Source organism: Planococcus maitriensis, assembly GCF_003289925.1.
In the GTDB taxonomy this organism is placed as follows: Bacteria; Bacillota; Bacilli; order Bacillales_A; family Planococcaceae; genus Planococcus; species Planococcus maitriensis.
Window position 1 is genome coordinate 1 of record NZ_QLZQ01000003.1, and the last position, 25,107, is coordinate 25,107.

General features: G+C 49.8%; 24 protein-coding genes, 7 tRNA genes and 1 rRNA gene. 26 read left to right on the forward strand and 6 right to left on the reverse strand.

All coding sequences use genetic code 11. The features are described from left to right. Positions 1-119: 119 nt before the first annotated feature. The 8 genes from rrf (at position 120) to DP119_RS08355 (ending at position 948) form a co-directional block, all read left to right on the forward strand. Positions 120-235: ribosomal RNA gene (rrf, locus tag DP119_RS08320) — 5S ribosomal RNA — on the forward strand. A gap of 42 nt (positions 236-277) precedes the next feature. Then, positions 278-350 (forward strand) — tRNA-Thr (locus DP119_RS08325). A gap of 58 nt (positions 351-408) precedes the next feature. Then, positions 409-483, forward strand: a tRNA-Glu gene (locus DP119_RS08330). A 5-nt stretch (positions 484-488) separates the two neighbouring features. After that, a tRNA-Val gene (locus tag DP119_RS08335) sits at positions 489-564 on the forward strand. 30 nt (positions 565-594) lie between these two features. Beyond that, positions 595-678: transfer RNA gene (locus tag DP119_RS08340), tRNA-Tyr, on the forward strand. 14 nt (positions 679-692) lie between these two features. Continuing rightward, a tRNA-Gln gene (locus DP119_RS08345) sits at positions 693-767 on the forward strand. An 11-nt stretch (positions 768-778) separates the two neighbouring features. After that, a tRNA-Lys gene (locus DP119_RS08350) sits at positions 779-851 on the forward strand. A 24-nt stretch (positions 852-875) separates the two neighbouring features. After that, a tRNA-Ala gene (locus DP119_RS08355) sits at positions 876-948 on the forward strand. 62 nt (positions 949-1,010) lie between these two features. On the opposite strand, the gene DP119_RS08360 is transcribed toward DP119_RS08355, so the two are convergent. After that, positions 1,011-2,090, reverse strand: coding sequence for a citrate synthase/methylcitrate synthase (locus DP119_RS08360; protein ID WP_112232681.1), 1,080 nt, complete (start codon positions 2,088-2,090; stop codon positions 1,011-1,013). A 103-nt stretch (positions 2,091-2,193) separates the two neighbouring features. On the opposite strand from DP119_RS08360, the gene DP119_RS08365 reads away from it, so the two are divergent. The 9 genes from DP119_RS08365 (at position 2,194) to glmS (ending at position 12,590) form a co-directional block, all read left to right on the forward strand. Next, on the forward strand, positions 2,194-3,075 hold the full coding sequence (locus DP119_RS08365) for a LysR family transcriptional regulator (RefSeq protein ID WP_112232683.1): 882 nt from the start codon (positions 2,194-2,196) through the stop codon (positions 3,073-3,075). A gap of 79 nt (positions 3,076-3,154) precedes the next feature. Further along, positions 3,155-3,721 (forward strand): GNAT family N-acetyltransferase, encoded by a 567-nt coding sequence (locus tag DP119_RS08370; RefSeq protein WP_240616399.1) that lies wholly within the window; start codon positions 3,155-3,157, stop codon positions 3,719-3,721. Positions 3,722-3,788: 67 nt separating this feature from the next. After that, the gene (gene rocF / locus DP119_RS08375) at positions 3,789-4,697 is read left to right on the forward strand and encodes an arginase (RefSeq protein ID WP_112232687.1); all 909 of its coding nucleotides are present in this window, start codon (positions 3,789-3,791) and stop codon (positions 4,695-4,697) included. Between the two features lie 272 nt (positions 4,698-4,969). Then, the gene (gene sigW / locus DP119_RS08380) at positions 4,970-5,533 is read left to right on the forward strand and encodes an RNA polymerase sigma factor SigW (RefSeq protein WP_101189215.1); all 564 of its coding nucleotides are present in this window, start codon (positions 4,970-4,972) and stop codon (positions 5,531-5,533) included. Between the two features lie 12 nt (positions 5,534-5,545). Continuing rightward, on the forward strand, positions 5,546-6,181 hold the full coding sequence (locus DP119_RS08385; protein WP_112232689.1) for a zf-HC2 domain-containing protein: 636 nt from the start codon (positions 5,546-5,548) through the stop codon (positions 6,179-6,181). A gap of 100 nt (positions 6,182-6,281) precedes the next feature. Continuing rightward, entirely contained in the window at positions 6,282-7,118 is an 837-nt protein-coding gene (gene cdaA / locus DP119_RS08390) for a diadenylate cyclase CdaA (protein ID WP_058383732.1), read from the forward strand. Further along, positions 7,111-8,115, forward strand: a complete 1,005-nt coding sequence (locus DP119_RS08395) for a CdaR family protein (RefSeq protein WP_112232691.1) — start codon at positions 7,111-7,113, stop codon at positions 8,113-8,115. Before cdaA ends, DP119_RS08395 begins: the two co-directional genes overlap by 8 nt. A gap of 73 nt (positions 8,116-8,188) precedes the next feature. Further along, the gene (gene glmM, locus DP119_RS08400; RefSeq protein ID WP_112232693.1) at positions 8,189-9,538 is read left to right on the forward strand and encodes a phosphoglucosamine mutase; all 1,350 of its coding nucleotides are present in this window, start codon (positions 8,189-8,191) and stop codon (positions 9,536-9,538) included. Positions 9,539-10,787: 1,249 nt separating this feature from the next. Continuing rightward, the gene (gene glmS / locus DP119_RS08410; RefSeq protein WP_112232697.1) at positions 10,788-12,590 is read left to right on the forward strand and encodes a glutamine--fructose-6-phosphate transaminase (isomerizing); all 1,803 of its coding nucleotides are present in this window, start codon (positions 10,788-10,790) and stop codon (positions 12,588-12,590) included. A 150-nt stretch (positions 12,591-12,740) separates the two neighbouring features. Here glmS and DP119_RS08415 read toward each other — a convergent pair whose 3' ends face one another. Next, positions 12,741-13,292, reverse strand: coding sequence for an NADPH-dependent FMN reductase (locus DP119_RS08415; RefSeq protein ID WP_112232699.1), 552 nt, complete (start codon positions 13,290-13,292; stop codon positions 12,741-12,743). A 207-nt stretch (positions 13,293-13,499) separates the two neighbouring features. On the opposite strand from DP119_RS08415, the gene DP119_RS08420 reads away from it, so the two are divergent. The 6 genes from DP119_RS08420 (at position 13,500) to DP119_RS08445 (ending at position 17,129) form a co-directional block, all read left to right on the forward strand. Beyond that, a complete protein-coding gene (locus DP119_RS08420) occupies positions 13,500-14,375 on the forward strand; it encodes a YitT family protein (protein WP_112232701.1) in 876 nt (291 codons plus the stop codon). Positions 14,376-14,395: 20 nt separating this feature from the next. After that, positions 14,396-14,758, forward strand: coding sequence for a VOC family protein (locus tag DP119_RS08425; protein ID WP_112232703.1), 363 nt, complete (start codon positions 14,396-14,398; stop codon positions 14,756-14,758). 100 nt (positions 14,759-14,858) lie between these two features. Then, positions 14,859-15,263 carry a hypothetical protein gene (locus tag DP119_RS08430; RefSeq protein WP_112232705.1) on the forward strand — a complete coding sequence of 135 codons (405 nt, stop codon included), beginning with the start codon at positions 14,859-14,861 and terminating at the stop codon, positions 15,261-15,263. 203 nt (positions 15,264-15,466) lie between these two features. After that, the gene (locus tag DP119_RS08435; RefSeq protein WP_112232708.1) at positions 15,467-15,889 is read left to right on the forward strand and encodes a GNAT family N-acetyltransferase; all 423 of its coding nucleotides are present in this window, start codon (positions 15,467-15,469) and stop codon (positions 15,887-15,889) included. A 150-nt stretch (positions 15,890-16,039) separates the two neighbouring features. Continuing rightward, entirely contained in the window at positions 16,040-16,369 is a 330-nt protein-coding gene (locus DP119_RS08440; protein WP_112233072.1) for a PadR family transcriptional regulator, read from the forward strand. A 1-nt stretch (position 16,370) separates the two neighbouring features. Then, positions 16,371-17,129: a DUF1129 family protein gene (locus tag DP119_RS08445; protein WP_112232710.1), complete on the forward strand. Its 759-nt coding sequence runs from the start codon at positions 16,371-16,373 to the stop codon at positions 17,127-17,129. 76 nt (positions 17,130-17,205) lie between these two features. Here the strand turns inward: DP119_RS08445 and DP119_RS08450 are convergent, their stop codons facing one another. Both DP119_RS08450 and DP119_RS08455 read right to left on the reverse strand, forming a co-directional pair. Further along, positions 17,206-18,261: a hemolysin family protein gene (locus tag DP119_RS08450; RefSeq protein WP_112232712.1), complete on the reverse strand. Its 1,056-nt coding sequence runs from the start codon at positions 18,259-18,261 to the stop codon at positions 17,206-17,208. Between the two features lie 34 nt (positions 18,262-18,295). Beyond that, positions 18,296-19,618, reverse strand: coding sequence for a hemolysin family protein (locus tag DP119_RS08455; protein ID WP_112232714.1), 1,323 nt, complete (start codon positions 19,616-19,618; stop codon positions 18,296-18,298). A gap of 556 nt (positions 19,619-20,174) precedes the next feature. On the opposite strand from DP119_RS08455, the gene DP119_RS08460 reads away from it, so the two are divergent. From DP119_RS08460 to DP119_RS08470, 3 genes are all read left to right on the forward strand, one after another. Next, positions 20,175-20,936, forward strand: a complete 762-nt coding sequence (locus tag DP119_RS08460) for a TerC family protein (RefSeq protein WP_112232716.1) — start codon at positions 20,175-20,177, stop codon at positions 20,934-20,936. 283 nt (positions 20,937-21,219) lie between these two features. Further along, a complete protein-coding gene (gene abc-f, locus DP119_RS08465; RefSeq protein WP_112232718.1) occupies positions 21,220-22,860 on the forward strand; it encodes a ribosomal protection-like ABC-F family protein in 1,641 nt (546 codons plus the stop codon). 13 nt (positions 22,861-22,873) lie between these two features. Further along, positions 22,874-23,254: a hotdog family protein gene (locus tag DP119_RS08470; RefSeq protein ID WP_112232720.1), complete on the forward strand. Its 381-nt coding sequence runs from the start codon at positions 22,874-22,876 to the stop codon at positions 23,252-23,254. A 30-nt stretch (positions 23,255-23,284) separates the two neighbouring features. On the opposite strand, the gene DP119_RS08475 is transcribed toward DP119_RS08470, so the two are convergent. Together DP119_RS08475 and DP119_RS08480 are read right to left on the reverse strand one after the other, a co-directional pair. Next, positions 23,285-23,956: an ABC transporter ATP-binding protein gene (locus tag DP119_RS08475; protein ID WP_112232722.1), complete on the reverse strand. Its 672-nt coding sequence runs from the start codon at positions 23,954-23,956 to the stop codon at positions 23,285-23,287. Next, complete coding sequence (locus tag DP119_RS08480) at positions 23,953-24,993, reverse strand: ABC transporter permease (protein ID WP_112232724.1); 1,041 nt, start codon at positions 24,991-24,993, stop codon at positions 23,953-23,955. Before DP119_RS08480 ends, DP119_RS08475 begins: the two co-directional genes overlap by 4 nt. Positions 24,994-25,107: the final 114 nt, after the last annotated feature.

Genomic DNA, 25,107 nt, shown 5'->3' on the forward strand with positions numbered 1-25,107 from the left:
GAAGCGTGGCGACACGTGCAGCTGACGAATACTAATCGATCGAGGACTTAACCAACAAACTGAAACGCAAGTTTCCCACAATGTCGATTTATCCAGTTTTGAGCGAACAAGCTCAAGAGTCCAGTGATGATGGCAAAGAGGCCACACCCGTTCCCATCCCGAACACGGAAGTTAAGCTCTTTTGCGCCGATGGTAGTTGGGGGTTTCCCCCTGTGAGAGTAGGACGTCGCTGGGCAATTATCTTTTTTTACTTTGTACCGAGATTTCCTTTTACCTTGCTTCCATAGCTCAGCAGGTAGAGTGCTTCCATGGTAAGGAAGAGGTCACCGGTTCGAACCCGGTTGGAAGCTTTTGATTCTTTAAAGTTTCTTTACATCGGAAACTGTTTTCTTTATAATTTTTTTGTAAGGCCCCTTGGTCAAGCGGTTAAGACACCGCCCTTTCACGGCGGTAACACGGGTTCGAATCCCGTAGGGGTCACCATTCACGGAGGATTAGCTCAGCTGGGAGAGCATCTGCCTTACAAGCAGAGGGTCGGCGGTTCGATCCCGTCATCCTCCACCATGTATCCATTTAGGCTATTAATCGAATAACGGTGGGGTAGCGAAGTGGCTAAACGCGGCGGACTGTAAATCCGCTCCTTCGGGTTCGGCAGTTCGAATCTGCCCCCCACCACCAGTTTTTTATTGCTTTGGGGTATAGCCAAGCGGTAAGGCAACGGGTTTTGATCCCGTCATGCCCTGGTTCGAATCCAGGTACCCCAGCCATTTTTTATTTTGAGCCATTAGCTCAGTTGGTAGAGCATCTGACTTTTAATCAGAGGGTCGAAGGTTCGAATCCTTCATGGCTCATTTATCTTTGCGCATTTTTCGCGCGGGGCCTTAGCTCAGCTGGGAGAGCGCGACGCTGGCAGCGTCGAGGTCAGGGGTTCGAGCCCCCTAGGCTCCATTGTTCCATGTGCAATCCATGTGTAAAAAGCCCGTATCCATTCAATTGGATACGGGCTTTTTTTAGTTTCTGATATATTCCGATTGTGGCCGGAAAATCACGTTATCTTGCTGTTGTTCTATGGCATGGGCAGTCCAGCCGACGATTCGTGCGATGCTGAAGGTAGGGGTGAATAGTTCAGGCGGCATTTGGATAGACCGCATAATCGCTGCTGCATAAAATTCTACATTGGTATAAAGGGCCCGTCCTGGTTTTTTCTCATTTAACAATTGGGTGATTTTATTTTCTGCTTTGACTGCAAGGTCCAGCCATGGGTCTTCTTGCTGTAGCTGCTGGCATTTTTCACGGAGTAGGATAGCGCGCGGATCTTCTGTGCGATATACTCGGTGACCGAAGCCCATGATTTTCTCGCCTTGTGCCAGTTTTTGTTCAATGACCGGATTGACCCTTTCGGGAGACTGGATTTCATCAAGCAATTCAAGCACTCCGGACGGGGCGCCTCCATGCAAAGGGCCTTTCATCGTACCGATTGCAGAAACGATGGCAGCGCTTAAGTCGGATTCTGTGGAAATAGTGACACGGCCAGCGAAAGTGGATGCATTCATGCCATGTTCCATTGTTAAGTTCAAATAGGTTTCCAGAGCTTCAGTTTGTGCGTGTGTCGGTACTTGCCCTTTGATCATCCATAGATAGTTTGCAGTATGGCCCAGGTCGCTTCTTGGCGCGACGAACTCCTGTCCGGTGCTTTGCCGGTATAGAAGAGCCGTCATTACAGGAAGTGCAGCAGTAAGGGCAATGGCTTGTTGTTGAATCTTCAATTCTTTGAATTCGGCATGCTGATAAGCTGAAACGAGTGTCCGCATGCCATCCATTAATGAAATTTCTTTGGGTAAAACTTGCGCAATGGCCATAAGATAATCCGGTAATTGACGATAGGATTTTAATTGTTCAATAAGTCTTGCGAGTTCTTCATTAGAAGCGTGATGGCCGTGCCACAGGAAGTAGGCGGTCTGTTCGAAGCTCTTTTGATTGATCACTTCATTGATCAATGTTCCGCGATAACGGAGTTCACCCTTATCTCCTTCGACAGATGCAATGGCAGTTTGAACGGCGATAATGCCTTTAAGGCCTTTTTGAAACATGGAAATTCCTCCTTTTTTTCAAGTATAAGCTGCAGCTTTAATTATGAAAATTAAAGATTTATAATTGAAATAATTAAAAAAACTAATTGAAAGGGGAACGGAAATGGAGATGCAATGGCTGAGGACCTTTGCGGATGCGGCGGATACTTTGAACTTCCGTAAGACGTCCGAACGCTTGATGCTGTCGCAGCCGAGTGTGACGGTGCATATTCGGCAATTGGAAGAGTATTTGGGGATTCGCCTGTTTGACCGCATCAAGAACCGCGTGGTGTTAACAGAGGAAGGGCGCCATTTTAAACAGCAGGCAGAAATATTGGTAGAAAAATTCGATTCGACAGTGGATGAGCTTCAATCATTTGCCCAAGGCTATCGGCGAAAATGGACCATCGCGATCTCCCCGTTAATGGCAGAGACGGTGCTGCCGTATATCCTAAAGTCGTTTACGAAAGCGCATCCGGACCTTGAGCTGGTTATCCGTGTGGAAGAGTCGGAAGCGATTGAAGAACTGGTAGAGAGCGGGGAAGTGTCTGCTGGCATCTCCGCTTTGCTGCCGGTAAAACGAGTGATTCTCCATGAAGTGGTTTATGAAGATCCTTTGCTGCTCATTGTGCCGAGGGATGCTTATGATGATGAGCGGGGCCCGGTGGTTTCAGCTGAAGAGGTTTTGCAGCAGAGTTTCATCTTTACCCATCATCATCCCGTTTTTTGGGAAGAGTTGCTGGTGAAATTACGCGTGCAGCTCCCAGGTATCCGCACGATGACAGTGACGCAGGCCCATATCGCGAAACGGTTTATCCAGGAAGGGCTCGGCGTATCGTTTTTGCCGAAGTCGATGGTGCGCCGAGAGTTGATTGAAGGGCGTTTGATGGAAGCGCGTTTTGACTTGTTCCCGTTGCCCACTGTTGCGACGTATTTCCTGTCCCTCAGCATGGGGGAACTGGAGAAAGATTTTTTGAGCCGTGTGCAATCGGTTTATTTCTGGTGAGTTGAAGAAGCGATAGTTTTATTGAAAATGGCGAATTTGACGGATGCACTGGTATACTGCAGATAAGGAGGGGATGGATATGTATATTGAACAGCGCAATATTCGGCTTCGTTTGCTGAAACGTGAGGATTTTGAGGCATTATGGGCACTTTATACACCGGACATCTTCGAATATATGCTGACTAAGGTGGAACGTTTCGAAGATTTAGAAGCGTGGTTATCGGCTGGAATGAACCAATCCAATGTCCTGGTATTTGCCGTGGAGCTTCCGGAAAGCGGTGAAATCGTCGGCACGACCCGCATTTATTCGATTGATGACACGAACAAGAGTTGTGAAATTGGAGCAACTTTCTATAGTGAAAAAGCACAGCGCACACATGTCAATACGGCCGTCAAACATGCACTGCTAGGCTATTGCTTCGAAGAACGGGAGATGATCCGCGTCCAGTTCAAAACCGATGCTGAAAATATCCGTTCCCAAAAATCGATCGAACGGATAGGGGCGGTGAAAGAAGGGCATTTACGTAACGAACGAATCCGCTCGACGGGCGAACCGCGGGACGCTATCATCTATTCCATCATTGACCGGGAATGGCCTGAGGTGAAAAAATCATTGGAAGAAAAAATGAATAAATATTCGGAATAATGTAAGGTTGAGCCAAGAGAACCTCAGAGGGTACAATGAATGTATCTTACTGAGGGGGTATAAAATAATGAATAAATTAAATGTTTCTATTATAGGTGTACCAATGGATCACGGGCAAATGCGCCGCGGCGTCGATATGGGGCCAAGCGCAATCCGTTATGCGGGCGTAGTGGACCGCATTGAAAACCTGGGGCACGAAGTAAATGACGAAGGTGATATCCAAATCCGCAAGGCAGATGGCAAAGTGGATGAGAACACCAATTTGCGCAATATGGACGTAATTACCGAAGCAACAGAAGCGCTCGGAGAAAAGGTTTCAGGCGTGGCTAAAGCCGGGAATTTCCCATTAGTGTTGGGCGGCGACCATAGTATCGCAATCGGCACGCTTGCCGGCATTTCAGAGCATTACGAGAATTTGGGCGTCATCTGGTATGATGCGCATGCAGATATGAACACGAGCGAAACTTCGCCATCAGGCAATATCCACGGCATGCCGCTTGCAGCGAGCTTCGGGCATGGCCATGAGAAATTGACGAATATCCGCGGCTATTCGCCGAAAGTGAAGCCGGAGAACATCGTCATCATCGGGGCGCGTTCTGTCGATCCAGGGGAGCGCGAATTGATCAAAGAGCACGGCATCAAAGTGTTCAGCATGCACGAAATCGACAAGATGGGCATGGACCATGTCATGCAGGAATCGATCCGCTACTTGCGCGAAGAGCGTAAAACGGACGGCGTCCACCTGTCGCTGGATCTTGACGGAATCGATCCGATGTATACACCGGGCGTCGGTACGCCGGTGCCGGGCGGCATCAGCTACCGCGAAAGCCATTTGGCGATGGAAATGCTGTTCGACGCAGGGCTGATCACATCCGCAGAGTTTGTCGAAGTTAACCCGATCCTTGATGAAAAGAACCGTACAGCCGATGTGGCGGTTGCATTGATCGGTTCATTGCTTGGCGAAAAATTGGTATAAGAATAAGGCGGCTGTCCGGAATTTCCGGGCGGCTTTTTTTATTGTATGGAATGTATAAGAGATTAGGGAGAAGGGTGCAGGACTGCCGGAGAGCACATTGCATGATTTTTATCAGCGGAATAATAAACTGATGAATTCATTCAAAGAACTGGAAATTGGCTGGTTTTTTCTGGACATGGTTTGATAGGATAGAGGAAGAGAGAAAAAAATGAAACTTTTTCGGAACTGGATCGTATATAAAAGACAGCCGCATGGCGGAGGGAAATGAGATCATGGATGCGTTAGTAAATAAACGAATAAAACGAGTCATGAAGGGCGACCAAGACGCATTTGCCGAAATCGTGGAGCTGTATCAACATCAATTGTTCCAGATTTGCTACCGGATGCTCGGCAACCGGCATGAAGCGGAAGATATTGCACAGGAAGCATTTACGCGGGCCTATGTGAACATACACACTTTTGACCAAAACCGTAAATTTTCCACGTGGCTTTACCGCATCGCCACCAATCTGTGCATAGACCGGATCCGCAAGAAAAAGCCGGATTATCATTTGGATGCGGAAGTCAAAGGCACGGAAGGCTTGAATATGTATTCGAAGATTGCCAATGATGAAGAGCTTCCGGAAGAAGAGTTAATGCGGATGGAAGTCCAGGAGCGGGTGCAGTACGAAATAAGCCGCTTGCCGGATAAGTACCGGGCAGCGATTGTGTTAAAATATATCGAGGAATTGCCGCTGGCTGAAATCAGCGAAATCCTGGATTTACCGCTTGGCACGGTGAAAACGCGGATACACCGCGGGCGCGAAGCACTTCGCAAGCAATTGAGCAATTTGTAGGAGGCGAGCATGATGAATGCGTGTCCGGAGAAAGTCATTCGCATGATGGACGATTACCTAGACGGGGAAATCAGCCCATCAGAGGAAAAAGAACTGAAAGACTACTTGCAGAGCTGCAGCGACTGCAGGAAAATATATCAAGAACTGACCAAGACCATTGCGTTCGTCCAAAGCGTTTCGCACGTCCAGGCACCGCCGGATTTTGTGCAAAAGACGATGGCCGGTTTACCGAAAGAATCCCAGCGTGTCGGGGTAAAACGTTTTATGCGACATCATCCGCTGATGATTGCGGCGGCACTTTTCGTCTTGTTGATGAGTGCAGCGATGATGTCGAGCTTCAGTGACGACCAGCAATTCTCATTCACAAAACAAGAGAATTTAGTGGTCGAGGGGCAGACGGTCGTGGTGCCGGAAGGCCAAACGGTAATCGGGGATTTGACGATCCGCAATGGCGATCTGCGCGTGGACGGTGAACTTGAAGGAGACGTGACGATCGTCAACGGCCAGTATATGGCATCGAGTGGCGTCATCAACGGTGAAATCGAGGAAATCGATCAAGTATTCGAATGGCTCTGGTATACGATCAAAGGGACATTCCAGGATGCTATGAGCTTTTTTGGCGGCGATGACCAATCAATAGAGGAGTAAAGCCCATCCATTCAATGGATGGGCTTTTTGCATGGAGGCAGATGTCTCGGGATATGATATACTGAAACCATATGCACATGGAGAAAAGCGAGGGTTGCAGATGCCTTTTTTGGAAAACTTCAATGACCAGACGCCGCTTCAGATGATCGGCAATGTGATCGACATCCTGTTGGTCTGGTTCGTTATTTACAAACTTATTACTGTTATCAAGGGAACGAAGGCTGTCCAGCTATTAAAAGGAATCTTCTTTATTATCATCGCGCGTCTTGTGACCCAGGCGCTCAACCTGGAAACGCTTGGCTGGATCATGCAGCAAGTGCTCGAATGGGGTTTTCTTGCCATCATCATCATCTTCCAGCCGGAACTGAGACGCGCACTCGAACAGCTCGGGCGCGGGAAATTGTTCTCGAGCAGTACACTGAATGAAGAATCAGAGCGCAACCGCTTGATTGAAGCGATGAGCAAGTCGGTCAGTTATATGGCGAAGCGCCGGATCGGGGCGCTCATTTCAATCGAGCGTGAAACCGGGCTCAGTGAATACATAGAGACGGGCATTCCGATGAATTCGGACATCACCTCCGAATTGATGATCAACCTATTCATTCCGAACACGCCGCTGCATGACGGTGCGGTCATTGTCCAGAAGAACCGCATCGCTGCGGCAGCGTGCTATTTACCGCTGTCCGAGAGCCCGTTCATTTCGAAAGAGCTGGGGACGCGCCACCGCGCAGCACTCGGCATCAGTGAAGTGACGGATGCGATCACCATTGTCGTGTCGGAAGAGACCGGTGCGATCAGCTTGACGGCAAACGGCGATTTGCACCGCAATTTGTCGCTCGAAGACTTTGAAGTGAAGCTTCGCCGTATCTGGTTCGGTGCAGAACAACAACAGGCCGCAACTTCCTGGTGGAATTGGAGGGGGAAAAAGAATGGATAAGATGATGGACAATCCGTGGTTTCTTCGGATCATGGCATTATTCCTGGCCTTTCTGCTCTTCTTTTCCGTCCAGACGGAAAACAATACGACCACGACCGAAACCGGAAGAGTGTCGGAAATGATCGAAGATGTGGAACTGCAAGTGTATTATGATGAGAGCTTGATGGTCAGCGGCGTGCCGGAAACGGTCGACTTGTATTTAAGCGGCCCGGCAAGCATCATCCAGACGACGCGCCAGCTCGATGATTACACGCTGTTCATCGATTTGCGCAGCCTGCCTTTGGGTGAGCATCAAGTGCCGATCCAGACGGAAAACCTGTCGGAACAATTAAGTGCCCGCATGGACCCGGCATTCGTGAACGTCGTGCTCGAGGAGCGGGTGTCCCAGGAATTCGGCATTGACGCTGAAATGAACGAGCGCTTGCTGGCGGAAGGCTTTGTCTTGGACGGCTTATCTGTCGAACCGGACAAAGTCACTGTAACCGGCCCGCAAAGTGTCATCAACGCCATCAGCTTTGTCAAAGCGACAGTGACCGGGGAGCCGGAAATCAAGGAATCCTTCACTGCTGAAGCACGTGTCCGCGTACTGGCAGAGGACTTGACGAAACTCGACAATGTCACGATTGAACCGGAATCCGTTGCAGTGGATGTCACGGTAGAGGAATACAGCCGTGAGCTGCCGGTGCGCATCGAAGTGAACGGCGACCCGCAGACGGGCATTACCATTAACTCCTGGACGCCATCAAGTGAGCAAGTACGGGTTTTCGGCCCGCGCAGCGTAGTGGATGCGATGGAAGAATACGTCATCGAAGTGGAAGCGAACAGCGTCACCGCATCCGATACGACGGTGACGGTCGAATTGCCGATTCCAGCGGGTGCATCAGGCGTTTCCCCGGGAGAGATGCAGGTAGAAGCAGATATTTCAGTGGATGAATCCTTGCTCGTGCCCGAGGAATTAGAAAATCCCGAAATTGCCGAGAGTAACAATGAAGAATAAAAAATAGCTAAAAATGTAAACTTAGGTTAATATAAACAAATCATATTACAGAGTGATTGAAGGAGCGAAAAGAATGGGAAAATATTTTGGGACCGATGGTGTACGAGGGGTGGCCAATAGCGAATTGACGCCGGAACTGGCGTTTAAACTCGGGCGTTTTGGCGGCTATATCTTAACGAAAAGCTCAAAGGAAAAACCGAAAGTGCTCGTAGGGCGGGACACACGGATTTCCGGCGAAATGCTTGAAAATGCCTTGGCGGCTGGATTACTGTCAGTCGGCGCGGAAGTTATGCGCCTCGGCGTCATCAGCACTCCAGGCGTTTCATATCTGACACGTGTCATGAGCGCGGAAGCGGGTGTTATGATTTCTGCCTCCCATAACCCGGTCGCAGACAATGGCATCAAATTCTTCGGTTCGGACGGCTTTAAATTGTCGGATGACCAGGAAGCGGAAATCGAAGCATTGCTCGATGCGGAAACAGATGATCTGCCGCGCCCAACCGGCGGAGACCTTGGCAGCATCACCGAGTATTTCGAGGGTGGCCAGAAATATATCCAGTATTTGAAGCAAACGGTGGACGAGGAATTCGACGGCATCCACGTGGCGCTTGATTGCGCGCATGGTGCGACATCGACATTGGCGACTCATGTGTTTGCGGATTTGGACGCGGACATCAGCTCGATGGGCGCATCGCCGAACGGCTTGAACATCAATGAAGGCGTAGGCTCGACGCATCCGGAAGCACTTGCTAAGCTGGTCGTGGAAAAAGGCGCTGATGTAGGCCTTGCTTTTGACGGCGACGGCGACCGTTTGATCGCGGTGGATGAAAAAGGAACGATTGTCGATGGCGACCAGATCATGTACATTTGCGCGAAGCATCTGAAGTCGGAAGGCCGCTTGAAGAAAGATACGGTCGTTTCCACTGTCATGAGCAATATGGGCTTCTATAAAGCGCTTGAGGAAAATGGCATGACAAGCGTCAAGACCGCTGTCGGCGATCGCTATGTAGTGGAAGAAATGAAGAAGAATGAGTACAATTTGGGCGGCGAACAGTCGGGCCATATCATTTTCCTTGATTACAACACGACAGGCGACGGGTTGTTGTCAGGTCTTCAATTGGTGAACATCATGAAGATCACTGGCAAGAAATTGTCTGAGCTGGCGAATGAAATGACGATTTTCCCTCAGAAACTGGTGAACATCCGAGTAACAGATAAACACGGCGTGACAGATAACGCGATTGTGGCCGAGAAGATTGCGGAAGTGGAACGCGATATGGACGGCAATGGACGGGTGCTCGTGCGCCCTTCCGGAACCGAGCCGTTGGTGCGCGTCATGGTCGAAGCGCCGTCCGCGGAAGCGTGCGAAGAGTACGTGGAGCGGATTGCGGCGGTTGTACGCGAAGAAATGGGCATGAAATAAATAAGCTAGAGGCCGGAGCGGGTGCTCTGGCCTTTTTTTGTTGAAAAAGTGGAGAGGAAGATTCTGCTCCAGGGAGGACGCTTTCCGGAGGGCTCGCATTGAGCCGCTTCGATCGCTGCACAAAACCCCGCCTGCTCAACTCTCCCGATGTTCGAGTTTCGCAAACGAATACGCTCAATACCTTTCGCATATTCGCTTGCAGGGTCTCAATTGTCTCGCTAATCCTCCCGGAGTCGCCTCCCTTCTGCTCCATCTCTAAGTGTAGTACGGAAATCAAATTCAACTGTCATTGAAATTAGCAGGAATAGTTTTAGACAGTTTTGTAATTACATAAAGAATAGCTAGTTAACCATCTTTTCCACTATCAACTCCAGCTAGGCCACTTCTTACAGATGAAACAATCAACGGCCATAACGCCACACTCACACATCCCACTAAGCATCGACAACCAGTGGATGCAATAAAAGAAGCTGAAGCTCAGTCGCTCAAAGCAATCAATGAAATCTAAAAGACGAACCGCGCATACAGGCAAGCCGGAGCAATGAGACAAGTGTTCTTCTTGGCTCATCGTGGGAGACATGCCCAAAGCGGGAGGCGGCTGTTTGATGAGGAAAGGGCCAATGACAGCTTCTTTTCACCCGTTTTTCCGCCTCACTCCACGAGATTTTCATTAGCTGAAACTTTTACGGTTATTCCTCGTCATTTCAAGGGGCTGCGCCGTCAAAAGTTTATCAAGGAATTCAAAAAGATAGATTTCGGGGTTTTCGGCAAAAATGCACAATGAAAAGCTCGTATGCTTGTTCTCACGGCTTTTCGTACTGTCTATAGGTTGGGCAGAGCTGAAAAGAATTAGAAAACATGAGGAGCAATGAACCAGCCGCTGGAAGATGCCTGTGCGGATTGTCCTAAGGAAAGCTATGCGTTGATTGACGGAATTGTATGGAGCGGTTATGATTAGGGAGTCGGTTTAATGCCGATGCAAAAGGGGGATAGAGGTAAGTGCCAAGGAAACCAATTATAGCGCCTGTACTGAAGAACTCGGACGGACCAGTCAGTCTTCAGTAGACGAGGAGGAGGAGTATCGAGATTTCGGCGGATACCTCCCGGCCGCGAAGCCCGGTCGTTATGTGCATGCTTAAAACAGTCGAGTGATCGATTGGACAACCAGCTTGCAGGGGCTCACGACAAAGCGTTTGCGAACGCAGCGGACGCTTATTTTGACATTTAGAAAATTGGAGGAATATAAATTATGTGTGGAATTGTCGGGTATATTGGAGAACAGGATTCAAAAGAGATTCTATTGAAAGGGTTGGAGCGTCTGGAGTACCGTGGCTATGATTCAGCAGGGATTGCAGTGCGCAACGGCGAAGGCATCAAAGTATTTAAGGAAAAAGGCCGCATCGCGGATCTGCGGGGAGTCGTGGAAGACGATGTGACAGGAAACACAGGGATCGGGCATACACGCTGGGCGACCCACGGGAAACCGAGCAAAGTCAACGCTCACCCGCACCAAAATGCATCAGACCGCTTCACGCTTGTTCATAACGGCGTTATCGAGAACTATCACCACATCCAGCGTGACCATTTGGAAGGCGTAGAGATGGAGTCTGATACAGATACGGAAATCATCGTGCAATTGATCGGTAAATTCGTTGAAGAAGGCATGACGACAAAAGAAGCGTTCAGCAAAGCGTTGAAATTGATGAAAGGCTCGTACGCGATCGCATTGCTTGATGCAGAAGAAGAGCAAACGATCTACGTAGCGAAAAATAAGAGCCCGCTTCTCGTCGGCCTTGGCGAGAACTTTAATGTCATCGCATCCGATGCCATGGCGATGCTCCAAGTGACGGACCAGTTCGTTGAATTGATGGATAAAGAAGTCGTCATCGTGAAAAAAGACAGCGTGCAGATCTTGACGCTCGAAGGCGAAGAAGTGGCACGCGACCCGTTCACAGCGGAAATCGACATGAGCGATATCGATAAAGGCACTTACCCGCATTACATGTTGAAGGAAATCGATGAGCAGCCAGCGGTTATGCGTAAAATCATCCAAGCTTACCAGGACGAGAACGATCAATTGACGATCGATTCTTCGATTTTGGATGCACTTGAATCGGCAGACCGCCTGTACATCATTGCAGCAGGGACAAGCTACCACGCGGGCTTGATCGGCAAGGAATACTTGGAAAAAATGGCGGGCATTCCGGTGGAAGTGCACGTAGCGAGCGAATTCGGCTACAATATGCCGCTGCTTTCCGAGAAGCCGCTATTCATCTTCATTTCCCAGTCCGGCGAAACAGCGGACAGCCGCCAAGTGTTGGTGCGCATCAAGGAAATGGGCCATCCATCATTGACGGTGACAAACGTGGCAGGCTCTACGCTTTCACGTGAAGCTGACCATACGCTATTGCTGCATGCAGGCCCTGAAATTGCGGTCGCATCCACTAAAGCGTATACAGCACAGCTGGCTGTCCTGTCCATTTTGGCAGCAGTGACGGCAGAACGCCGCGGACGTGATATCGGTTTCGATTTGGTCCAGGAAATGGGCATCGTGGCGAACGCCGTGCAAGCACAAGTCGATATGAAAGAAGAGCTTGAACAGATTGCAACGGATTTCCTTTCAACTACACGCAATTGCTTCTTCATCGGGCGTTTGATGGATTATTTCGTCGGCCTTGAAGGCGCATTGAAATTGAAAGAAATCTCGTATATCCAAGCAGAAGGCTTTGCTGGCGGGGAATTGAAGCACGGCACGATTGCATTGATCGAAGAAGGCACGCCGGTCATCGCGCTTGCGACGCAGGAATCCGTCAACTTGAATATCCGCGGAAACGTCAAGGAAGTGGCGGCACGCGGCGCCAATACGTGCATCATTTCCATGGAAGGCTTGAACGAAGAAGGCGACAGCCACGTCTTGCCGAAAGTCCATGAATTGCTGACACCGCTCGTATCGGTCATCCCGCTTCAGTTGATCAGCTATTATGCCGCTCTCCACCGCGATTGTGACGTCGATAAGCCGCGCAACTTGGCAAAATCCGTGACAGTCGAATAAATTATCAATAAGGCCCTGCGTAACTGCAGGGCTTTTCTTATTTCCCGGGGAATATGGCGGCTATCGAGGGATAGGTCATGCTTTGGCGATTGTATTGATAGGAAGAGAAAAAAGAGCCGCACTGAGCGGCTCTTTTTTGTGTGGAACTGTTCAGGAGGTTTTGCCGAAGCGCTTCATCCATTCAAGGAAGTTGGCGGCAACGGAATCCAAGAAGGCGACAGTCGCTTCGTCTGTGATGTTCCCGTCTTTATCCATCTTCGTATGTACTGCCCCTACGTATACTTCGTTGCCGATCAGTACAGGGGATTGAAGGCCGGGCGCGAACAAAATATCCCGGAGGTGGGCTTGCGCTTTGACGGTGCCGAGCTGCCCCATGGAAGCGCCCATGATCCAGGAAGGCTTGCCGATCATCACTTTCTCGACGCGCGACAGCCAGTCGATGGCGTTGCCGAGTACCCCTGGAATGGTAGCGTTGTATTCAGGAGTGATCCAAAGGACCGCATCTGCCGCTTTCACTTTCGATTTGAATTCCTCGACCGCTGCCGGAGGGTTGTTTTCGATGTCTTGGTTGAACAAAGGCAATCCCGAAAGGTCCAGGATTTCCATATCGAACTTATCCGCATACCTTTTTTGCACGAACCGCGCCAAATATTTGTTGAATGAACCTTCGCGGACACTGCCGACGATTGCGACTACTTTCATTCCAATACACGTCCTTTTCCTAAGATAGTAGAAATAGCTTGCCCTTCCATTATGATGCATCCATGCGGCAAATGTAAGGAAATTGCCCAAGACCATCAGACGGCTGGGAAGTGACGGCGCCCCGCTCGGGCCATGTCGTTTAACTGGATGAAAAAAAGCGTATAATGAAAGGGGCAAAGACATCCAAACGGAAAGAAGGAAAGCAGAGTGGTTTCTGGTAAAGAAAACAAAACTAGCAAGCGTGTGAAAAAAGTTTTGCGCGCGATTGCCATCATCATCGGTGGATTCATTACAGCATATGGGCTGGAGGCGGTGTTGATTCCGAATAATGTATCGGACGGCGGCGTAACGGGGCTGAGCATCGTCGGCTCGCAATTGACCGGAGTGCAGCTGGGGATTTTGATCGGCCTGCTGAATGTTCCGTTTGTCTACCTGGGGTATAAGCAAATCGGCAAGAGCTTTGCCATCTATTCAATCATCGGGATTGCCGCTTTGGCATACGGGACGACGATCATGCACCGTGTCCCGCCGATTGTCGAAGGCGATTCGCTGCTCGTGACCGTAGTCGGGGGCATCATTATCGGTTTCGGCATGGGGCTTGCGCTGCGCAATGGCGGCGCGTTGGACGGCATCGATATGCTCGCGGTATTGCTGTCGCGGAAATTGCCGTTTGGCACGAGTGATTTGATTTTATTCCTGAACTTATTCGTCTTTATCGTCGTGTCGACGGTATTCGGATTGCAGGGCGCGTTCTTGTCGGGAATCGCTTATTTTATTGCTTCCAAAGTGATCCATATGGTGGAGGAAGGCCTGAGCGGTTCGAAGACCTATAAGATCATCACGAGTGAACCCGAAAATATGGTCGAGACGATCCGCGACCGCTTGGGGCGCAGTGCTACATACAACTTGGTCAAAGGGGCGTATACCAACGAAGAGTATAAGGAAATTACGTGCATCATCAACCGTCTCGAAGATAGCAAGATGAAGGAAATCATTTACGAAATCGACCCGCAGGCCTTTGTGGCGGTGTATGATGTCGCTGAAGTAAAAGGCGGGAATTTCAAGAAGCGCGATATCCATTAAGGAACAGGGGGGGAGACGAGATGATCATCGGATTGCATCACGCACAAATCACCATCCCAAAAGGGGCGGAAGCGGAAGGAAAAGCGTTTTATTGTGAGCTATTGGGCTTGCAGGAAATCGACAAGCCGGAAGCATTGAGAGGGCGCGGCGGCTTTTGGCTCAGCACGGGCCGTCAGGAAGTACATGTCGGGACTGAGGATGGATTCGATAGGCTAACCACAAAAGCGCATCTGGCGTATCAAGTGGAGGATATCGGCTATTGGCGCGAGCGGCTGGAAGAAAGCGGTGTGGAAATTCTGGAGGCGGTGCCGATTCCAGGATTTGCGCGTTTTGAATTCCGCGATCCGTTCGGCAACCGGGTGGAAATGATTTCATTATCATGATGAATGGAAAGTGAGTTTAAGATGTTGCAATTTTCTAATAAATAGGGTATAGGGTATTGTAAGTGAAATAATTTGCATCTCAATTCAAGGAGGGCGTCACATGAAAAGTATAATCGGGTTCGCTGTCGGGCTGTTAGCGTTTTTGATCAGCAGTTTGGGATCCAGTTTGCTGCTGCCGCCAGGGATTTTCATCACGTTCGTGACAGCGATGGCAGGAAGTTTGGGATTGCTGCTGCTTGGGTACCGGAAGGATTTCCTGAAGAACATTGGGCTGAGCATCATCGCGCTGGTCGGGGCGTTTTTAATCGGGTTCGGCATCGGCGGAGCTTCCGCTGTCTTGCCGATTGGTGACCTCATGCCCAACGTCATTTTCTTCATCTGTGCGGCAACTGCTTACGGAACGTTCATGGGGCTGATTCTCCACGGCAAAAGATCGCTGGGCTTTTTCCTATTGGTAAGCTTTTATTGCAGGGGTTGTCCTGACAGCGCTCCTGTTCCTGCTTAATTTAATGCAAGGGCAGTTCTGGAACGGAATCGATTTGAATTACGTGGTCATCATGAGCACACTTGGCGCGGTGGCCGGCTTTGCACTTGGGCTTTATCAAGACCGCCATGAACGGGAGCCTGCAGAGCAAGCGGCATGATTAAAGAACCGCGGGAGACATCCTGTAGAGGATGGGGCGGTCGATGGAATATAGGAGGACAAGGATGAAAATTAGTCATGAATGGAACCGGCAAGATAGTGAATTCATCAGACAGAAAGTGATTGAACATAATATGAAGAACTTGCCTGACGAGGCCAAGTCGCCGGTCGAGCAGCTCAGCTTCGTGCTGAAAGACGATGACGGGACGATCTTGGGCGGCATTACCGCCTCCACATTTTGGCGCCGTTTGCATGTCGATTTTTTGTGGGTGGATGAGCGCCTGAGGGGGCAAGGCCAAGGGAAAGTGTTGCTTGAAAAGGTGGAGCAAGCCGCAAAAGAAAAAGGCTGCCGCTTGATCACGCTCGATACGTTCAGTTTCCAGGCGCCCGATTTTTACAAACGAAACGGCTATGAGGTGTTTGGCATGCTTGAAGACCATCCGAAAGGCTTCAGCCAGTGTTTCCTGCAGAAACGATTAGAGAATTAAAGCATAAGGCCGGCCTGGCTGCAGGCTGGCCTTTTCTATGGAAAAAATTCCATTCACTAACTTGTAATGCAAGGGTTTATCGTTTATGATGGGTTTACAACACTTGCATTGCAAGGTAATGGCGTGGCAAAGAAAGGGATGATGCGCGAAGTGGCAGATTCTACACAAATGCTCAAAGGGATTTTGGACGGTTGTATCCTGTCAATCATCGAAGAAGGGGAGATTTACGGCTATGAACTGGCCGAAAAGCTGCAGAGCTACGGGTTTCAATCATTCAGTGAAGGCAGCATCTATCCGCTATTATTGCGGATGCAAAAAGAAGGGCTCGTAACGAGTGTGCAGCGGAAATCGACAGCGGGGCCGAAGCGTAAATATTATTCATTAACGGAAGCAGGACAAGCGGAACTGAAGCAATTTCTCGGGCGCTGGGCTGATTTGAAGCAATCGGTCGATGCGGTCATTACTAAAGGAGGGCAATGAGATGCTATCTGCGAAATCTGAACAATTCCTGATCGAACTGCGCATGTATCTGATGCAGCGGGGGAAAAGCGATGAAGACATCAATGAGGTCGTCGATGAACTGGAAAGCCATTTGATTGAATCGGAGAAGCGTGGCAAAAACGTCGAGAGCATCGTCGGGAAAGACCCGAAACAGTATATGAAGAGTATCGGGGAGCCATTGCCGATTGCGGCAAAAGAGCTGATGGTCCTTATCCCGTCGACCATACTGGTGATTCTCGCATACTTGGCGTATGTGCCGGCCTTATCGGGGGATTTCAGATTATCTCAAACGGTGCTATGGGGCGTCATTCCGGTCGTCTTGAGCCTCCTCATCTATAGTTCCTTGATTTTCAAGGTGTTTCCGAAGTTCCACGACAAGCCGGTGAAGCTTGGCCTGATCGCGGTCGCTGTTTCAACCTTGGTCCTCGGTTTCTGGGTGGCGTTTTATTTATGGATGGTTCCGGAAACTACATCGGCTTATTTCACTGCAACGGCTGAACAGAATTATATGATCCTCGCCGTCTGCCTTGTCGTGTTTATCGCCTATGCGCTGTACACGAAATCCTGGATTACGATTATCGTCGCGGCGTTGATGAGTGCGGGTCCGCTTGCGGAAAAATGGATCCCCCAGGATGTGAATGAAGATCCGGTATACATCGCCATGGCCATCGGGATTTTCGTCTTGATCGGCATTTCGGTCATCTGGTTGTTGATGCGAAAACGCCGTAAAACCGCTTGAACGATGAGTTGGAGCAGGGCTTATCTTCGCTGAAAAAAAAGAGCTGCCGCAGCAGCTCTTCTTTCTTATAAATCAATTAAATGGTACCGGCTTCGAACGATTCGTCGCTGATTTCGCCGACGATTTCCTCGAGAATGTCTTCCATTGTCACAAGGCCTGCGATGCGTCCGTCTTTTCCGGTAATGACGGCCATATGCGTCCGGCTTTGCTGCATACTCGAGAGCACTTTTTGGATCGGCGTGTTTTCCGGGAAGCTTGGCATCGGATGCAGGAACGATTCCGGTGTCTGGGTTCTGCCGGCCGCCATGCTCGTCAGCAATTCTTTGGTGTTGATGAATCCGAGCAGGCGATTGGGGTCTCCACCTTCTGTCACAGGATAGCGTGTATACTCATGACCATCGAGTACCTTGAAAAGTTGTTCCTGTGTCAAAGAACTCTCAACCGACACGATTTTCTCTTTCGGGATCATGATGTGCTTGACGATGCGCTCGTCAAAATCGAAAATATTTTTCAAATACGTCAGCTCAGTTTGGTTGATCTCGCCGCTTTGGTAGCTTTCAGCCATGATCAATTTCAATTCCTCTTCGGAATGTGCTTCCGTATGGCCGCTCGGTTCCACTTTGAACAAGCGTAAAAACAAGCGTGCCGAACCGTTCAACAACCAGATGAATGGGCCCATGATTTTCCCGAACCAGTACAATGGCGGGGCGAGCAATAAAGTCATGCGTTCTGCATATTGAATGGCCAAAGTTTTCGGGGCCAGTTCGCCGATGACAACGTGCAAAAAGGTCACGATGCTAAGGGCAATGGCGTACGACAAGATGGTCGCGATGGCAGGGGATAAATTGAACTCCTCAAACAGTGGATGCAATAAGCGCTCAACGGTCGGTTCCCCGAGCGCCCCGAGAATCAATGCCGTGATTGTGATGCCGAGCTGGCAGGCAGAAAGGTAATAATCGAGTTTATCTGCCACTTCTTTGGCGCGCACGGCTTTTTTATTGCCTTCTGAGATCAATTGGTCGATCCGTGACATTCGTACTTTCAAAATAGCGAATTCGGCGCCGACAAAAAACGCAGTCGCCAAAATCATTAAAGCTACGAGCAATAAGTTAATTATTATTTGTCCATCCAAGTTGGATCCCCCAGAATCGGGGGCTCACCTCCAGTTAGTCGATTTGGTCTTGAGATTTTTTCGGTTTTTGCTTAAACAAAACTTGTTTGATTTGTTGGTGGTCCATATCGGTGACGGTCCATTCCGTATTTTTATACGTCAACGGCTCGCCAATTTCGATTTCTCCGGTCGTGCGGTAGTGGATCCAGCCGCCGATCGTGTCGATGTCCTGGCTATTGTCGAAGTCTACGCCAAAACGTTCTTCGAGTTCTTTCAATAACACGCGGCCATTCAGTACGTACTCGCGATCTGCAATTTTCTTGATTTCCGGCTCTTCGTCTTCGTCAAATTCGTCGCGGATTTCGCCGACAATTTCTTCGAGGATGTCTTCGAGCGTGAGCATGCCGGCGGTCCCGCCGTATTCATCCGCCACAATTGCTAGGTGGACGCGGGCATTCTGCATGCGCAGCAAGGCACCTTGCAAATCCGTCATCTCAAAAACGGTCGGCACTTCGCGGACAAAATCGTGCAACTTCCAATCACGCCCTGCGACAATTTGCGGCAGCATTTTCTTGGCGCTGACAAAACCGATAATCCGGTCCTTGTCGCCGTCTTCCGTGACCGGATAGCGGGTGTAATTATGTTCGTCGAGCACATCGATGATTTCTTGCGACGGCATGTCGAGGTCGAGTGTTACGAGCTCGGTCCGCGGCACCATGATGTCTTTGGCCGAACGTTCATCGAATGTGAAGACATTTTCCATATAAGACAATTCATTTTTATTGATGGCGCCGCCTTCATAGCTTTGCGCCATAACGATTCTCAGCTCGTCTTCAGAATACGCCTGTTCATGTCCTGGCTGGACACCGAAAACTCTCAGCAACAGGCGGGCGGCTCCGTTCAATGCCCAAATGAATGGCTTCATGATTTGGCCGAACCAATACAGCGGAGGGGCCAACAGCAGCGACATTTTTTCAGCGTATTCGATGGCGAGCGTTTTCGGCGCCATTTCTCCGAGCACCACATGAAGATACGTCACCAATAGGAAAGCAATCGCATAGGAAGCGGCGGATGCGACCGAATCCGACACTTGGAAAAAGTCGAAGACCGGATACATGAGCCGTTCGACGGTCGGTTTCCCGAGTGCCCCGAGACCGAGTGCCGTAACCGTGATGCCGAGCTGGCAAGCAGAGAGGTAATAATCCAAATTGCCGGCGACTTCTTTGGCGCGCACGGCTTTTTTATTGCCTTCTGCAATGAGCTGGTCCAAGCGCGACATGCGGATTTTGACGACCGCGAATTCTGCACCGACGAAAAAGGCGGTCAAAGCGAGCAATAGTACAAGCAAAGCTAGATTCAATAATGTGATTATGTCCACGTAAGATTCCCTAAAAAGGGATTCACCTCCATAAATAGTTCAGCCGGCGCCGGTAATTTTCCACGGGGCATGGCTGATGTTATTCAAAATGGCCGCTTACGATGACAGGTGAACTCCGTTCGTTGAAATGAGACGGTCCGCACGGGTGCAACTGTTCATGCAAAACGGTGTAAAGCGGATGATTCGTTTGAGTGCATAAATAAGTGTCGCTATTCCCTTCCCAATGGTTTCCCCTCCTTCAGTGATTAAGAAGTATAATACCATATTAATGACAGGAATCTGCAAAATATTCAGGAGAATGATGGATAAACAATCCCGGAAATTGGCGATATTATGTAGTAGCTTTTTTGTTTTTTTATGCTATACTTTTTTTAACAACTCAATAGACCTTGACATCACGTCAAAGGGGAGTAGCTATGGGGAAACCTATTTCACAGTCGTCATTACATGGACCCGTTCCATCGGTTGTGATAGCAAAATCATTTTGCTTAGCAAGACCTTTGCCTTCTATAGGCAGGGGTCTTTTTTGTTGTCAAATTCAAGGAGGTTTTTTTCAGTGGAAGCAATATTATTGGAGTATGCATGGGTGCTGCTCGTCTTAGTGGCACTTGAAGGTTTGCTTGCTGCGGACAATGCCGTCGTCATGGCGGTCATGGTCAAGCACTTGCCGAAAGCACAACAAAAGAAAGCATTGTTCTACGGTTTACTCGGGGCGTTCGTGTTCCGTTTCGCGGCCTTATTCATGATCACTTTGCTCGTCGATGTCTGGCAAATCCAGGCACTCGGTGCGGCGTATCTCTTGTTTATCGCGTTTAAGCATATTTACGATCAGCGAAAAGGCAAAGAACATTCGGTTGAGCCGGAACAGACAAAAGGTTCTGGCTTCTGGATGACGGTTTTGAAAGTGGAACTGGCGGATATCGCATTCGCAGTCGACTCGATGCTTGCAGCGGTGGCGCTTGCCATCACGTTGCCGCATCTTGGTTCTATGGAAATCGGCGGCATCAACGGCGGGCAGTTCGCCGTCATGCTTGCCGGTGGCTTGATCGGACTCGTTATTATGCGTTTTGCGGCACATAAATTCGTCAAGCTATTGTCGAATTACCCGCAGCTTGAAACGACAGCATTCGTCGTCGTCGGCTGGGTCGGCGTCAAATTGACCGTGTTGACGCTCGGGCACAAAGGCGTCGGCATCTTGCCATACGAATTTGCCCACTCGACGGAATGGAAATTGATCTTCTGGGGCGTCCTTCTTGCCATCGTGGCAGTCGGCGCAATTGTCAGCGTCAAGAAAAAACGCGAACAAAGCGCTGCGTAATTCCGGCTGGCCCAGTTGCAAGCAAAGTTCCTGCATGATAAAATCAACTCAATTCTGAAATGAAACGAGTTGATGGGTGGACAATGCGTAACTAACCTATATTTTTAGTCATTTGAAATAGTTATTTTTCGAAGACGAAAACATAGGATTAGTCTGCCCATTTCATCCATAAGGTGTCGCTGGTTATTTGGCGCACCCAAAGTGTACTGGCTAATCCTTCCAAATTTAGATGTGGGAGGATTTTTTTAATTCTCCCTGTCAAAACGAGAAGGGGTGGTTCTGCATGACAGAACTAATGAAATTATTGAACGTATCCTTGGAAATCGAACAACAACTATTATTCGAGGACGTGACGGCGAACATCATGAGCGACGACCGCATCGGCATCATCGGGAAAAACGGCGCTGGAAAAACGACGCTGTTGCGGCTGATTTCCGGCGACATCGCACCGGCCAGTGGACAGTTGATTCAAGGCGCACCGGATATGAGCGTGCGGGCAGTCGAACAGGAATTGCCGGATTACGCTTTTGAAGACGTGACGAAAACGGAACAAGCGCTATTGAACAGATGGAAAGTCCCGTTCCGCGATTTTGCTCAATTGAGCGGAGGCGAAAAACTAAAGGCGAGGCTTGCGAAAGGCTTAGCACAGCCAGCAGATCTTTTGCTATTGGATGAGCCGACCAATCATCTGGACGCACAAGGCACAGCCCATTTGCTGCGCGAATTAAACGCTTATCCAGGCGCCATCGCGATCGTCTCGCACGACCGCTATTTCCTCGATCAAATCGCAACGAAGATCTGGTCGATTGAAAATGGCAAGATCCATAGCTATAACGGCAATTACAGCGATTATATTGAATTCCGCGAACAACAGCGTAAAAATCAACAGCACGCCTATGACATACAACAAAAACGCGTCGACCGGATCGAAAGCCAGATGAAGCAGCTTTCCTCCTGGTCTGAATCGGCGCATGCCAATTCCACCAAGCAGGAAGGCTATAAGGAATATTACCGGGTCAAAGCCAAAAGCATGGACGCGCAAGTGAAATCAAAGCAAAAACGCCTGGAGAAGGAATTGGCGAACGCGGCGGTCGACGCTGTCGAACCGGAATACGAGGTGGACTTTGCTTTCCGTGCCAATCCGAAAGCCGGGAAACGCTTTTTGGAAGTGAAAAAGCTAGAGAAATCGTTTGGCGACATGCCATTATTCAAGAACGCTTCGTTTACAGTCCAGCACGGGGAGAAAATCGCGGTTGTCGGCGCAAACGGCAGCGGCAAGACAACGTTTTTGAAAATACTGGCGGGCGAAGAGCCGCTAAGTGAGGGGGAGCTTTGGCTATCGCCTTCCGCTTCCATCGGCTATTTGACGCAAGACGTCTTTGATTTGCCGCTCGACCAGACGCCTGCCGAATTATTTGAGCAGTTCACGTTCAAAGAGCGGGGGCGTGTGCAGAACTTATTGAAGCATTTAGGCTTCCGCAAAGAACAATGGCTGGAGCCGATCCGGGAGATGAGCATGGGCGAGCGGGTCAAATGCAAATTGATGAAATTCATCTTGGAAGATAAAGACGCCCTATTGCTCGATGAGCCGAACAATCATTTGGATTTGCCGTCGCGCGAACAATTGGAGTCGACCTTGGCGGACTATCGCGGCACGCTTCTCGTCGTATCGCATGACCGCTATTTGCTCGACAAGGCGACGGATGGCAAACTGGTGTTTGAAGGGGGAACGATCCGCAAGCAGCTCGGGGAAGCGCCGCCAAAAGAAGCGCTAGGCAGCAGCGGTGAACTTCGGCTGAAACTCGAGACGGAGCGTCAAGCCGTGCTCGGCAAACTGAGCTTTATGCAGCCGAAAGACCCGAGCTATACAGAACTCGATCGGCGCTTTGTGGAATTGACGAAAAAACTAAAGGAACTGGAGTAGAAGGGGGAAAGACATGCTGACAGCAGGGGATATCATTAGCTTTGAACGGACATTTACGGAGCAGGAAGTCGAGCTTTTCACGAAACTTTCATGGGATGAGGGTGACCATCACTTGGCGCCGGATGAGCAGGGGCGTTTGGTCGTGCAAGGGCTGTTGACGGCGACGTTGCCGACCAAAGTCGGCGGCGACCATAATGTATTGGCCAGGACGATGAATTTCGAATTTCTGCGACCGGTGTTTACGTCGGATACGATCCGCTGTGAGGTGGAGATCGGCCGCTATGACAAGATGGAAAACGGGCGTATTCAGATCGACGCCTCATTTACCTGCAGCAACCAGCACGGGAAACAAGTCCTGATCGGTGGGTTTGCAGGAATTATATTGGCTTCATAGAAAAAGAGACGGCCCAGGCCGTCTCTTTTTCTATGCAAAGCGCCCGTCTTTCATAGTGATGACGCGGTCTGCGTAGGCAAGCATGTCTTCTTCGTGGGTGACCATTAGGGTGGCGATGTTCAATGTTTTCGTCAGTTGCTGCAGCAATCCCATCACTTCATGCGACTTGGTGGAGTCCAAACTTGCGGTCGGTTCGTCCGCGAATAAAAGCTTGGGTTGGTGGACGATGGCCCGGGCGATGGCGACCCGTTGCTTTTCGCCTCCGGACAGCGAGGCAGGATAGGCGGTTTTCCGGTGGGCCATGCCGACCGAATGGAGCATTTTGTCAACTTCCTCGCGGCGTTGTTTTTTCGAAAGCGGGGATCCGGCTGTCTCAAGCATGAGCAGCAATTGTTCTTCGGCCGTGAGAAATGGTACGAGATGCGGGGACTGGAACACGAAGCCGAACGATTGCGCGCGGATTTTCCGGATCTGTTCTTGGTTCATGGCGGTCAATTCCCCGCCGTCAAAATGGATCTCGCCGCCTGAAGCGGCCTGAAGCCCAGCGGCAATCGTCAGGAGCGTACTTTTGCCGGATCCCGATGCGCCAACAAGTGCGGTGATTTCGCCTTCTGTCAGCGACAGGTCGATGCCTTTTAGGATTTCTTCTGCTACCTCGCCGGTTTTGAAAGTCTTTTGGATGTCTTGTGTCGTGAAAATCATGCGGATTCTTCTCCTTGTTGAATGGCTTGAAGCGGTGTGGCTTTGCGGATCTGAAGGCCGGATAAAGTGGCACCAAAAAAACCGATAATAAAGAACACCGCAGTTAATTGCAGCGTGGCATCAACCGGCAAGTGGAACGGCATATCACTTGGTGCTACGCGCCCGAACAATTGGCTGATGGCGATCGATAGGATGAGTGCGATCGCAGTGATGACGAGCATTTGTGTCCAGATCATGCGGAACAAGGCCCCAGTCTTCACGCCAATCGCTTTTAAAATGCCATATAGCCCGAGTTTCTGGATGTTCATCATATAGAAGAAAATCGCGAACAGCATGCCGCTGATGACCACTAAAAACCAGACGATCATCGACAGCGATAATTGCTCGGCGCTATAGCTCGGCAAAGTGTTGAGAAATTCTTCTGTAGAGAAGCTTTGCAGGCCGGAGACTGTGCGGGGTTGTGCCGTCTCCGGAACGAACAGCATTTGCATCTGTTCTGTACGATACATGTCCGCGTAATCGTCCGGGTGGATAAAAGCGACAGCGGCGTGGCTGTATTTCGCGCCGTCTGTAAAGCCTGCAACGGTAAATTCATCCTCCAACTGGCTGTTGTTGAAGATGTCGCCTTGCTTGATGCCATCTTCTTCGAGCGAGCGGTCGAGGATGATATCGCCTTTTGCGACATCAGGGAATTCAGCCGAACCGGTCGACGTGGCGAAGGCGACGCTTTGCTGTCCGTCTTGTTCATTCAATAAAAAACCCATCTGGATGGAGAATGCAAACGCGCCGTCGTTTTCCATTAGGACTTGCTTTTCGGTGTCCGTATCGATCGCAGACAAGGCGTGGGTTTCTTCCGCCGCCGTTTCCATATAGATCGTTCCGTCCGGCAAGTTCTTGATCAAGGCGGCGTTGTCTTGTGACAAGCCGTTCGCGAGCCCTGAGATGATGAAGGTCAATAAGCTGATCAAAAAGACAATCGATCCGAGAATCACGAATTTCGTATTGCTTTTCTTCATTTCTTTCCATGCTAAGTTCACGTTGTTCGCCTCCATTTTGGTGTACTTTCAGTCTACAGGGTCAAGATGAATGGAAGATGAACGGGCGTTGACAGTTTGGAATAAAAAAAGCCCTCCGGTTGTGGAGGGCTTTGA